Here is a 12,465-nt window from a genome sequence, read left to right as displayed (position 1 = left end):
TTAGTGGTTGGTGATTAGTGGTTAGAATTACAGAAAATGGACTTCTCCTGCCACTTCTGCTTACTAATCACTAAGCACTGCTTACTTATTTCCAGGAGTTTCTGCGGTCTACGCTGGCGAAAAGCCGGTCGGTTGCCTTCTGTTCGTAAATGGTACCCGGTTTGCCATAGTTGGCGAAGGGGTAAATGGAGATGCCGCCACGGGGCGTGAAAATGCCTTCCACTTCAAGGTACTTGGGTGAGAGCAACTTCACCAAATCCTTCATGATGATGTTGGCACAATCTTCGTGGAAATCCCCGTGATTGCGGAAACTGAAAAGATACAGCTTCAGTGACTTGGATTCCACAATGTACTGGTCCGGAATGTAGTTGATGCGGATTTCCGCAAAGTCCGGCTGACCGGTTTTGGGGCAGAGGGAAGTAAACTCCGGGCAATTCAGCATGACCATGTAGTCATTGTCGGGATGCTTGTTGGGGAAACGTTCAAGAACGTCGGGATCGTAATCGTACTTGTACTTGGTATTCTGATTGCCAAGCAAGGTGACGCCTTCCAATTCAGCGTCGGTACGGCCGGAATTAACGGACGTATTGTCGGTCATATGTGCTCCTAGTTTTGTTTAGAGACAGGAGGTTTTCGAACTGTCTTTGCGTACCGCAATTTAGAAAAATAAAGGCGGTCCATCAAGACCGCCTCGGATAACTTTTTATCACCAAGTTGTATAACCTTCGGTAGGAGTTCCGCATGTTCCTAAAGGACCGATTTTTTGAATTTCAAATCCACCTTTATAGGATCCGTCCAATTCTGGTCCGTTGTCTTCGAATTGGACCATGAATCCCACGATTCGCGTGAGGAAGTCTTCCTTTGTTACCCGTTGTTCTGCAAAGCCATCCTGACGACTGAAAACTTCCCAGGGAAGGTCTGCTATGACAAGGGAATCTGCACTTTCCATCCATGCCATATAATTGATTCCTCCCGAATAATTTTTTGCATCTTCGGGGACAATGCCGAGGAAGAATCTACCTTCTGATTTGAAGACGGCGCAAAGCCCACCCCAGTCGGTTATGTCTTGCTGTTCTTCGTAAATGCGAATAGTTGCGCCGGCATAAGTGGATTCTCCCATTTGGCATTTTACAGCGCCCTTCAAACCTGTAAAGTCGTACTCTTCGTAGTAAACGCTTGATGCTGAAATTTTGCAGGCGTCGCAGTTATCTTCGTAAAAACTCCAGACACCCAACTTATTGGATGTATCTTCGCTACTGGAGGAACTATGAATTTCGGATTCATTCGATGATTCCGCAGTTGCTTCACTGCTGGAAGAAATTTCTTGACTGTTGGAATCAGAGGATTCGCTTATGCAACTTGTGCTAGAAGTATCATCTCCGCAAGCCCAGAATGCTAATGAAAAGGCTAGGACAGAGCCAAATAAGAATCTGTTTTTCATATAAACCTCCTACTGGAGGAATTATAGAAAAAGTCTTATTTAAATCGTTTGCAGAAAGTACAGTTTTGACAGAAGGGATGGCGCAGCTCGTGATTGGTAAAGCCTTCCTTGATTTGGACCGCAAGAGGAGAATGCAAAATGTTTAAAAGACTGTTGTCTTGAATTCGTCCTAACGTAATTTGTCCGCTGTGATCCAGACAGCAGGCGACTACGCGGCCGTCGTGAAGGATGGCACAGTGAGTGTCCAAGGCGCGACACGTTCCCTTCGGAAAGTTTGCACAAGAACTTGAATTGTCGTCGTTGGAGACGGCCGCGGGCCATTCAAATCTTGAGTCCTGATGAATATAAATGCGGCCTTCCACAAGGAAACTCTTGTGGCGGCTGCAGAAATGCACCAATGTGATGGGTGTGCGGCTTTCTTCCGGTGCACTGTTCTCATCTGCAGAGCCTGTGCGGCCTAAGGCTTTATTCACCTGCTCCAGCATGTAGTTGTTCCAGGCGTTGGAACTTTCGTCGCCTACATTCCACAGTCGCAAATTGATGTACAAGTCGGGACGTTCCGCAGCGGCCATACGGCAAAAGTCTAGAATATTCTGCAGGTTTTCCGCGGCTTCGTCAAAGGGCAATTCCGCATAGGCGTGGGTTGAAAAATTCACCTGTCGGACAGCGGGGGAGGCTAGAATTGATTTGCCACAGCGTGCTATGGTGGTGCCATTTGTAGTTAAGTTCAGTTGGAGCTTTTTGCCGTCGGTGCGGGCGTTGGAAACTTCCTCCAGCTTTTTCAGGTACAGGGAAAATCCCGGATGTAATGTGGGCTCCCCAAGAACGTGAAAGTAAACTTGTTCTGTAACGACGGCTGCTTCGGTAACACAACGCTCAAAAAGATCCGAGCTCATGAATTCACGAGGCGCTTCTGTCTTACGCTTTCCGCAAGGGCAGAAACTGCAGTGCAGATTGCACACATCCGTGATTTCAATGTAAACGCCGTTCATTTTCTACCTGAGTGTCATTCTGAGCAAAATGCCGTAGGCTTGGATTCGAGGAATCTAACGACTGGATCCTTCGACTTCGCGGGGCTTCGCTCAGGATGACGTTTTCGCTTGTTTCTTGAGCTTTTAAAAGAGTTGCCTAGAACTTCAGTTTCAGTTTCTTCTGGTTGTAAATGGATTGTCCGCCGTTGCAAACATAAGCTGCAATGCAAACCACAAAGAATGCGGGCAGACCGTCGAAACCGAAAACTTCACAGCCGATTAAAATCGGGGCCCAAAGGGTGTTGGTTGCACTTCCGAAAACAGCGGCGTAGCCAAGGGCTGCTGCCAGGGGGAAGGGTAGGCCGAACATCACTGCAGAAACTGCACCAAGGCTTGCGCCGATGCTAAACAGCGGAGTGACTTCGCCTCCTTGGAATCCTGCGGCCAATGTCAAAATGGTCAATGCAAATTTCAGAATCCAGTCGTAGCTCTGGATGCCGCCGGCGATATTGGAACCGTCAGCAATGCCTGCGCCAGAGAAACACATGTCTATCAGGTTGGTGCCCAGGCCGGAATAGCGACCCTGCCACAGCAACAGGAAAAGTGCGCTCAAGGTAACGCCCATAATGGCGATACGCTTCATTCCGTCGGGGAATTTCTTGGCGAAAAATTCCTTGGCCAAGCTCAGCAACTTTGCAAAGCCTCCACCAATAACGCCAAACAAAACGCCCAGCAAGGCAAGCTTCACCACAAAATTCATGTCCAGTGCGCCGCCATTCATAAAGAGCCCGCTAACGGTTGCGCCGCCGTCGGTGCTCAAAATTCCATTCAGGTCTACCGCAAACTTTTCAAGGCCCAGCATATTGGAAACCTTGCAGGCGGTAAAAGCAGCCACTGCAGCCGGCAGCAAAGCCATCAGGTCCATGTGGCCAACAATCAGCACTTCCAATGCAAAGGCCGTTGCCGCCATAGGAATCTGGAAAAGTCCGCTGAAGCCTGCGGCCATGCCCGCCACCAGCATAATGTGGGACGCATTTTCAAAAGGCAGTTTCTTGCTGATGTTGTGACCCAGTGCGCCACCAATCTGTACTGCCACTCCTTCGCGGCCGGCGCTTCCGCCGAACAAGTGGGTAAGCCAAGTGCCCACAGCCACCATGGGAATCAAACGCAACGGAATGTGGCTTTCCTTGCCCTGTCCCACAGAGAAAATCAAGCCCATGCCCCGTTCTGCGCCCTTGCCCCATTTCTTGTAGGCGAGAACGATGGCGATACCAGCCAGAGCCAAACCCGGAATAAAGTAGATGGGGTGTGCATCTCGCAATCCGCCAACAGTCAGCAAGACCTGGCCGAAGAATGCCATCAGCGCGCCAATGGCTGCACCCATTCCTGCGGCAACGATTGTCAAAACCGGCAGGGAGAACCACTTCTTGAAAAAGCCTCCAACACGGGCCTTCATCTGTTCCTTCGCCATCTTCATCATCTGCTCCTTCATTTCGGGAGACATGTTGGCGAACTGTTCCTTGAACTGGTTGTATTTTCCAAAGTCGCTAAAATTCATAAAAAATCTCGTGATTGTGCAGGGGTGGCCTGCTTTAATTTACGGCGACAAATTTAGAAAAAAGGTTGGTCCGCCGTGTAAACGATTTCTTGCTTCGGGATAAAGCTTTTTTAAAAGAAAACAATCTATATTCATTGCGGCATAAGAGGATTAGATGAAGCGTTCTATTTTGTTTGGTGTGGTGGCCTCTGCGGTCATAGGCTTGAATTTAGGGGCCTGTAGTGATGATGACGTCAGTACGGGTATTGCTAACGAAATTTCCAGTTCGTCGGAAGATGCGGCTAATGAAATGCCTGCGGGTACTTCTGCGCTGATTCCCGAAGATACAATATCCAATGTTTCTGCCGATACCGCGTTGACTGTTCCTGCAGATTCCTCGACGGTTCCCGTTGACACCTCTGCGATGGTGCCTGCAGACACGACGATAGTGCCTACAGATTCCGCGGCGGTACCTACTGATTCCATGACGATCGCTCCCGCGGATACGGCAAAAATTTCTTATGTACTTAAACCGTATGACGGACCATTAGCTAACCCCCATAAGGGCTTTACCGTTCCTGTGGGCGGCACCTGGACTTTTGTCCCGGAATTTAAACATGGTCCCTATGGTGAATTGAACAATCGTGCCTGGGATTTGATCACTTATGGCTCCGGCTATTTCCAGTGGGATTCGCTGAACCCTGGCGAAGGTGTGTACAATTGGGCTCCTGTAGAAAAAATCCTGGAGGCTTGTCAAAAGAATGGTTTGACGTATGCGCTCCGCGTTCTGCCTTATACGCCGTCCTTTATTAAGGGTAATGATACTCCCGAAGAAAAATACGACTGGACTCCCAAATGGGTTTATGAAAAGGGCGCAAAAAAGATTACCGCAAAAACTTTGAAGGAAGGTTACGACGCCACCGTTCCTGTTTGGGATGATTCCATTTACTTGCAGGCCGCCAAGGATTTTGGAACCGCGTTGGCTGAAAAGTATGATGGGGATCCCCGCCTGGAATACATTGATATTCGTTCCTTTGGGGAATGGGGCGAGTGGCATGCTTCCCATTTGGTGGGGAGCGAAATGCCTTCTGCCGAAATCGAGAAGGACATGCTGAAACATTACGCTTCCGTTTTCAAGAAAACCTTGATTGTACTGCCTTCCAGTGGTTCCGGCGATGTGTATACATACGCTCTCGGCTTGGGTATTGCAAAGCGTGATGACGGATTTATCGGTACTCCAGGCAGAGCAGATTCCCTGGTACGTTGCTACAAGGCAGGGCTGCCTACAATTGCGGAAAACTTGGGTGGCTATCAAACCATGCTCACGTATAACGACGTCATTCCTGGTGGCTATCTGAAGTGGACGCCGCAGCGTTGGGTGGATGCCATTACTACCGCACACCTGACCTACTACGTGCTGGATCAGGATAGCGATGATGGCTACTATTTCTACAAGGATAACAAGGCGCTGGCGGATTCCATGACCCATGTTATCGGTTATAATTTTACGATCGCCAAGGCGGAACTGCTAACCGTAACCGAAGCGACGGTGACTACAAATAAGTTAAATATTGCGGTGAGGAATTCCGGTGTGGCTCCCTGTTTCTTTGACGTGTATCTGGTGGCTGAATTTGTGGATGGCGAGGGAACGTCCCTGGCGCAGATTGGCAAGACCGTCCATATTCCCAAGAAAACGTTCAAGGATGGCATGACTCAGGAATTCTCTTTCACCCATGAAGTTCCTGCAAGACAGACCAATGTGGCGGCTTTGCCTGGCGTAACTATAGCCTTGTCCATTTATGAAAGCGAAGAGGCTTATAAGAAGGGCGAAAATCCAACCGTCCGATTTGATAATGAGGGCCTTCAGGAAAACAGGAAACTGTATTTAAAACCGTAGGGGAGTCGGATATTTCTCTATAGATAGGATCCAGGGTTGTTGCCTTGGATTTTTCTATATGCAACAGAGTGTTTGAAAATTGCGATTTCATATGCGATGGCTGCAAGTGGCAATACACTCCGCCTCCCATGTAATCGTAACCTTTTCTAAAAAAGTAAAAGTCCAAGGCAGTGAATGAACCTTGGACTTTTCATTTGTGATTTAGGCTAGATTGCCACGCTTCGCTCGCAATGACAACTGCCTAACGATTTTGCTTGGCGGAATTACAGTCCGCTCAGTTCGCGGGCCTTGGCTTCGACGCCTGCGGTGTCCTTCGGGTCCTTCAGCATGATGTTCACGAATACGGAACCTGCCACCACTGCATGCACGTGCTTGCAGAGAACCTTAGACTGTTCGCCGGTACGAATGCCGAAACCGCCAAGAACCTTGGCGCCGCCCTTTCCCACGGTATCCAGGAAGTCGAGAGTTGCCTGGTCGATGACCGTCTGGGAGCCGGTAGTACCTGCGCGGAGTGCTGCGTAGATGTACTTGAATCCCTTGGAGGCCATTTCTTCGAGACGCTTCTGGGTCATGGAAGGTGCTGCCACGGGGATGTTTTCCATGCCGTACTTCTTGCAAGCGGCGGTGAGGCCTTCGTCGTTATCGAAGGGAAGGTCCGGAATGATGCAAGCGCTAACGCCTGCGTCCTTGCACATCTTCACGAAGTTTTCGACACCGGGGGTAAATGCCAGGGAGCCGTAGGTCATGATGTAGATGGGAATGTCCGGATGCATGTCGTGAATCTTCTTCACGATTTCAAGACCCTGCTTGGTGGAGTAGCCCTTTTCCAAAGCCACGGTAGAAGCGGTCTGGATAGCGGGACCGTCGGCGCTAGGATCGCTGAAGGCCAACTGGATTTCGAGAATGGAGGCGCCGCCCTTTACCAGAGCGTCGGCGATTGCCACAGAAGTTTCTCCATCAGGGAAACCGGCGATCAAATGGGACATTAAACGGATAGGTGCGTTCATATTTTTAGGTGTGAGGTGTGGGGTCGCTCGCGTTGCTCGCTTTGAGGTCGGCCTTTGGCCTCTGAGGTTAAAGTTCAAAGGTTGAAATTTGAGGTTGTGTTTACTCGCTTTGATGTGAAGTTCTTTTGCCTCTAGGTGCCTTGGCACCGACCTCATTGCTCAAAGCGCGAAAGCGCGTCCTCAAACCTATTTATTCATAATTTCTGCGTCGTGGATATCTTCATTGTTTTCGAGGCGCTTCAGTTCAGCGGCCAGGAATTCCTTCCACTTTTCGGGGCGGAACACGGGACTGGTAATGAAGATGTCCTTGTCGCCACGGCCACTCATGTTGATGATGATTGCCTTATCCTTGGGATAATCCTTGGCAATCTTCATGGCGGCGGCACCGGCGTGGGAACTTTCAAGAGCGAAGAGGATGCCTTCGTTCTTGGCGAAGAAGTTCACTGCTTCCAAAGCTTCCTTGTCCAGGATGCTGGTGAATTCCACGCGGCCACATTCGCCGAGGGCGGCAAGCTGCGGGCCAATGCCCATGTAGTCAAGACCTGCGGAAATGGAGCGGGTGGGCTGGGACTGACCATCGTCATCTACCAGGAACTTGCTCTTGTAACCCTGAACGATGCCCACCTTGGCAGCATTGCCCACCATGCGGGCTGCGTTTTCGCCAAGCTTCGGGCCTACGCCACCGGCTTCTGCGCCGATGAGGCGGACCTTTTCGTTTTCGATAAACGGAGTGAATACGCCGATGGAGTTGGAACCACCGCCTACGCAAGCCACGATGGCTGCAATGTCGATGTTGCGTTCTGCAGCCTGGCGCTTAACTTCTTCACCGATGATGCTCTGGAAAGTACGGACGATATCGGGGAACGGTGCGGGGCCGAGGGCGGAACCCAGAACATAGTGGGTGGTGGCGAAGTTGGTTGCCCAGTCGCGCATGGCTTCGTTTACCGCATCCTTCAAGGTGCGGCTACCGCTGGTGACAGGCACCACCTTGGCGCCGTAAAGTTCCATGGTGGCAACGTTGGGCTGCTGACGACGAACATCCACTTCGCCCATGTAAACGATACATTCAAGACCCAGCTTTGCGCAAGCTGCTGCAGTGGCGAGACCATGCTGACCAGCGCCGGTTTCTGCGATAATGCGGGTCTTGCCCATCTTCTTTGCCAAGAGGCACTGACCGATGGCGTTGTTAATCTTGTGGGCTCCTGTGTTGGCAAGACCTTCCAGCTTGATGTAGATCTGTGCGCCGCCCAAAAGCTTTGTTGCGGTAGGGGCATAGTACAGCGGAGTTTCGCGGCCGATGTAGTCGCGCTGGATAATGCGCAATTCTTCCAGGAATTCCGGATCCTTGATGTACTTGTTGAAGGCTTCTTCAAGATCGTCCAAAGGGCGACGGATGATTTCAGCGACGTACTTGCCGCCGAACTCGTTGAAAAAGCCGTTATCTGATTCTACCAGAGACTTTGCCATAATCAGTATTCAGGTTTGAGGTCGTTCGCTTCGCTCTCTTTGAGCTCGGCCTACGGCCTTTCAGGTTAAAGTTACGCGGCTTCGCCGCAAGTTTTATACTCCTAAAAAATAGCTTTTTAGGCTTAGGTTCCTGGACCCGGAGGTTTTCAAATGTTTGGAAAAAAAATAAAAGCCTCCAGGGAGTCTGGAAGCCTTTTGCCTTGATCAACTATACTCGCAAAAACCAGACTCTATGTTAGAGCCCGCGCCACCATCGGCCGTCAAAGTTTTCGCAAAGTACGTTAATCATCTTCATGTGCCAAAATTTATGAATATCCCCAAAAATTGGCAAGGGAACGGTGGCGAAAATGATGAAAAAGACGTAAGTTTTGTTATATTGATGGTATGATCAACATTCCCGAAAAATTGCAGCAGCAAATCGTTCAGTTCGCAAAGAAGTGTGAACTGAGTCGTGTGGTGCTGTTTGGTTCCCGCGCCCGCGGCACCAATCGGGATCGTAGTGATGTTGACCTAGCTGTATTCGGCAAGAATGTTTCTGATTTTCAGTACATGCTTGAAGACGAAGCCGACTCGCTTTTGTCCTTCGATGTTATTGATATGGGGACAGTTGTATCCCAGAAGTTGAAACAGAATATCGAACGTGAGGGAGAGTGCCTTTATGCAGAAGTTTGATAATTTCAAAAACTGTTTTGATGTTCTGAAAAAGTCTGAAAAGGCAAAAGCTTTGGCGGATGAAATTTATAGAACAGGTGTGATTGGCCAGTTTGGTTTGGCTTTTGAGTTGGCCTGGAAAACCCTTCAAGAGTTGATGCGAGCGCATGGAATCGAGGAGGCCGAGAATGGATCTCCTCGAGAAATTCTCCGTGCCGGATTTAAGTACGGATTCCTGAATGATGAATCGGTATGGCTTCAGATGTTGAAGGATCGCAATTCCGCAACGCACATTTACGATGAAGAAGCATTTAATGCTGTTTTGGACCGCGTCTATTCAAGTTATATTAACTTGTTCGATAACTTCAAGACGACCTTGGAATCTAAGATTTCTGTACTAGAGAACTCTGCCGAAAATAAGCTGTAGTTTTTTGCTGGGTTCAAAAAGAACCCTATAAGATGAAAAACGGCACCCCCTTGTAGGATGCAGCGACACACTCAACGGTAGAACCGTCTACCTGGATAGATACTTTCTGTAGAGAGTCAATATAAGCCAAAACAAGCCGCCATGTTTAACGATTTCTTCGTCAAACATACGATTTACCGTGGCAAAATGTTAGTAAAATGTCACATTTAAAAATGGAACGATGTCTCTAGTAAACCAATCGTTCTCCATTGACGAAGGAAAACGGAGAGACCATTTTACACATTCATAGAAAAAAACGAAAGACAGCAATGTCAAAACGAACACCACATACTTATTCCTAAATAAGTGAACAAAACCAAAGAATATAGCAGACACCAAACCCGTAACCATTGGCAAAGCCAACGGAAGTACCATAATCAATGCTATTTCTATTAAGAATTCCATATATACCCTATGTGAATATATACAAAATCAATAAAAATATCCATCTTTTTAAAAAGATGGAACAATCATATTCCCATACAAAGCATCTTTGTAACCATTTTGGCTTACTTCGTTTTCCCCTGGTTCAAAAAGAACCCCTATAAGATCAAGACTGCTTATCAGAAGGCTTTGAAGACGGCGAAGTGATGTTCAATTGCACGGCTATTGCGCCTGCTATGTAAAAAACTGTTGAAAGCAGTGGGACAAATATTGCTGAATCGTAAAATATAGTACAATAGCCGTTCATTTTTATTGTTGTGCAATAATGCCAGCCGATGGCGTAAAAACCCCAATACAAGCAGAAGAATGTAATCTGCTTCAGTATGATATCCAGGATTTTTGCTTTCTGCTTTTCCATACGATAAATATACACTCTTTTTAACCAAATGGTTAAACTAAAAGTTAATCAAGGTTAAATGTTTAAGTTTTCCCCTGGTTCAAAAAGAACCCCTATAAGATAAAATGAAATCCTGGATTGCAGACATAGTACAAAAATAGCCCCTCCGGATTTCAGGAAGGGCTGATAGCTAAATTCTTGTGGATTTAGTAATCTTCGCCGAGGTACTTTTCAAAACGCTTGTCATCAAAGCCATCGCCGATGTCCACCTTGTCGTTGTGATGCTTATTCCAGGATTTTCCCATTAAAACAAAAATATCCCAGTCGCACCAATCAACGAGTCTCGGCTTTATAGTAACCGGATTTTTCTTGACAGAATTAACAACCTTGATAATGTCGTTTTCATCTTTTTCGTAAACTTCGGCCATATTAGCCCTCCAAAGTACACTCTAATATAAGAATTCCGTTTGAGTCACGTTCTTCTATTATTCTTAAGTTTTCTCCCAGGTTCAAAAAGAACCCTTATGAAACAAGCTCCATCACCCTAAAGCTTTCGTAAAGCGGCAACATCAAGGTTTCGGTTTCTTCGACACTAGTGGTTCCAGCATTTTTCATGGAAAGTTTTAGACCTTTTTTCGGTTTGAATTTTTTGCAGAACTGGTTGTAGCTTTTGGCCTTAGTGTGCTTTTCGGCTTTGACTTCTACTGGAATCAGTTCATTCCTGACTTCAAGGAGAAAGTCCAGTTCGGCTGTGTTTTCTGAACGCCAGAAATAAGGATGAAAGTTCTGTTTTAGAAGTTCGTTTAGAACAAAGTTTTCTGTAAGCGCACCCTTGAAGGTGGCGTAAAGAGGTGTCTCGTTAAGGATTGTCTGCGGGTCCAGACCGGATTTTACACGAAGCAAACCTACATCGCTCATATAGACTTTGAAGATCGATCCTTCTGCGTTGTTTGAAAGCGGGAGTTCCGCGTTGGTAACGCACTCGAGCTTATGCAACAGACCTGCGCTGAAAAACCATTGCAAAGCGTCTTCCAGATCTGCAGCTCGCTTGCCCGCCTTGACATGGGAGAAGACAAACTTGTTGTTGTCCTTTGCAAGTTGCTTTGGCACGGAATCCCAAATCAGGTGTAGCTTTGGAACATCGTGAATGGGGGCATGCTTTGAAAAGTCGTCGCTGTAATCCTGCAGGATGTTGGAAAGAACCTGGCTGACTGCTTCAAAGTCGTGGGTTTCAAAAAAGGTGGCTACGGCTTCGGGCATCCCTCCGACAATATAATAGTAGCGCAACAACTTTTCGAGAGGCTCTGCGAAAACAGTTCGCAGCGGTTCAAAAGCTTCAGTGGACTTGGCCGCCTGCAAAAGAGTCTCGCCGTTTTCGCTAGCCATAACGAATTCCTCGAAACTCATGGGGAACATTTGCAGGCGTTCCACCTTGCCGACGGGGAATGAAATTTCTTGTTGCCGGATGACGACTCCGAGAAGTGAACCCGCGGCAATCACATGGAGTTCCGGCATGTTTTCGCAGAAGTATTTTAGGCTGGTGATGGCCTTGGGGCAAGCCTGGATTTCATCAAAGAAAAGCAGGGTTTTGCCCGCTTCGATTTTTTGACCGGAATAAAGGGTAAGCTCGCGAACGATGCGCTTGACATCCAGATCGTAATCGAAAATGGATTTCAGGGCTTCGTTCCCTTCAAAATTGATGTAGGCGAAATTTGCAAATTCCTGCGTTCCAAATTCCTTGATGGCGTATGTTTTTCCGCACTGTCTAGCGCCGGTTATTACCAGTGGCTTTCGCTTGGCTTTGTTTTTCCAATCTAAAAGTTGTTTGCTGATGGATCTCTTCATAGTACTGAAAATACATTTTTCCTATGAATTTTGCAAATGTTACTGCGTTTTTTATATGAATAATGCGAAAATGACGCATTTTTGATTGTAGATTTTGCTTTTCGTTTTCCCCTGGTTCAAAAAGAATCCCTATAAGATTTGACTTTCCCTAAAAAAGAGTTATATTTGTATTGAACTTGTTATGGTAGTCCACCCTGATGATTAACAAGAGTCCCGGATGCAGGTGAGATGCGCCGGCGCCTTTTTTTGCATTGCTCAGCGGCAATGCTTTTTTTACATCGGGCTTCCCTTTGGTGTTTTCCCCTGGTTCAAAAAGAACCCCTATAAGATTAAAAGACGCGAATTTCTCCACGCCTACGCTGTCGTTCCTGGGCCATACCCACGCAACAGCTGCAACTGGTG

The 12,465-nt window shown here is 47.6% G+C and carries 12 protein-coding genes; 3 read left to right on the top strand and 9 right to left on the bottom strand.

All coding sequences use genetic code 11. The features are described from left to right. Window positions 1-85 precede the first annotated feature (85 nt). The 4 genes from queF to B7992_RS00050 form a co-directional block, all read right to left on the bottom strand. On the bottom strand, window positions 86-598 hold the full coding sequence (queF, locus tag B7992_RS00065; protein WP_073161466.1) for a preQ(1) synthase: 513 nt from the start codon (window positions 596-598) through the stop codon (window positions 86-88). A gap of 108 nt (window positions 599-706) precedes the next feature. Beyond that, the gene (locus B7992_RS00060) at window positions 707-1,441 is read right to left on the bottom strand and encodes a hypothetical protein (RefSeq protein ID WP_073161465.1); all 735 of its coding nucleotides are present in this window, start codon (window positions 1,439-1,441) and stop codon (window positions 707-709) included. A gap of 35 nt (window positions 1,442-1,476) precedes the next feature. Beyond that, window positions 1,477-2,433: a radical SAM/SPASM domain-containing protein gene (locus B7992_RS00055; RefSeq protein ID WP_088665326.1), complete on the bottom strand. Its 957-nt coding sequence runs from the start codon at window positions 2,431-2,433 to the stop codon at window positions 1,477-1,479. Window positions 2,434-2,569: 136 nt separating this feature from the next. After that, a complete protein-coding gene (locus B7992_RS00050; protein WP_369680970.1) occupies window positions 2,570-3,889 on the bottom strand; it encodes a chloride channel protein in 1,320 nt (439 codons plus the stop codon). A 235-nt stretch (window positions 3,890-4,124) separates the two neighbouring features. Here B7992_RS00050 and B7992_RS00045 point away from each other — a divergent pair, with 235 nt between their 5' ends. Next, entirely contained in the window at window positions 4,125-5,846 is a 1,722-nt protein-coding gene (locus B7992_RS00045; RefSeq protein ID WP_088665324.1) for a beta-galactosidase, read from the top strand. 263 nt (window positions 5,847-6,109) lie between these two features. Here B7992_RS00045 and trpA read toward each other — a convergent pair whose 3' ends face one another. Then, window positions 6,110-6,853, bottom strand: coding sequence for a tryptophan synthase subunit alpha (gene trpA / locus B7992_RS00040; RefSeq protein ID WP_254917560.1), 744 nt, complete (start codon window positions 6,851-6,853; stop codon window positions 6,110-6,112). 186 nt (window positions 6,854-7,039) lie between these two features. Beyond that, window positions 7,040-8,308 (bottom strand): tryptophan synthase subunit beta, encoded by a 1,269-nt coding sequence (gene trpB, locus B7992_RS00035; RefSeq protein WP_176421813.1) that lies wholly within the window; start codon window positions 8,306-8,308, stop codon window positions 7,040-7,042. A 396-nt stretch (window positions 8,309-8,704) separates the two neighbouring features. Between trpB and B7992_RS00030 the strand changes: the two genes are divergently transcribed. Continuing rightward, entirely contained in the window at window positions 8,705-8,992 is a 288-nt protein-coding gene (locus tag B7992_RS00030; protein ID WP_073284649.1) for a nucleotidyltransferase family protein, read from the top strand. Then, a complete protein-coding gene (locus tag B7992_RS00025) occupies window positions 8,979-9,398 on the top strand; it encodes an HI0074 family nucleotidyltransferase substrate-binding subunit (RefSeq protein ID WP_073284646.1) in 420 nt (139 codons plus the stop codon). Before B7992_RS00030 ends, B7992_RS00025 begins: the two co-directional genes overlap by 14 nt. 1,026 nt (window positions 9,399-10,424) lie before the next feature. Here B7992_RS00025 and B7992_RS00015 read toward each other — a convergent pair. The 3 genes from B7992_RS00015 to B7992_RS16905 form a co-directional block, all read right to left on the bottom strand. Then, the gene (locus B7992_RS00015) at window positions 10,425-10,646 is read right to left on the bottom strand and encodes a hypothetical protein (protein WP_073284643.1); all 222 of its coding nucleotides are present in this window, start codon (window positions 10,644-10,646) and stop codon (window positions 10,425-10,427) included. Between the two features lie 94 nt (window positions 10,647-10,740). Next, on the bottom strand, window positions 10,741-12,063 hold the full coding sequence (locus tag B7992_RS00010) for an ATP-binding protein (protein ID WP_073284641.1): 1,323 nt from the start codon (window positions 12,061-12,063) through the stop codon (window positions 10,741-10,743). A gap of 148 nt (window positions 12,064-12,211) precedes the next feature. After that, a partial coding sequence (locus tag B7992_RS16905) for a hypothetical protein (protein WP_217897565.1) occupies window positions 12,212-12,465 on the bottom strand: 254 nt, incomplete at its 5' end.

Origin of the sequence: Fibrobacter sp. UWH1, assembly GCF_002210365.1 — a bacterium.
In the GTDB taxonomy this organism is placed as follows: Bacteria; Fibrobacterota; Fibrobacteria; order Fibrobacterales; family Fibrobacteraceae; genus Fibrobacter.
Note: the sequence above shows the minus strand (reverse complement) of the source record. Positions and strands in the feature narration are given on the sequence as shown.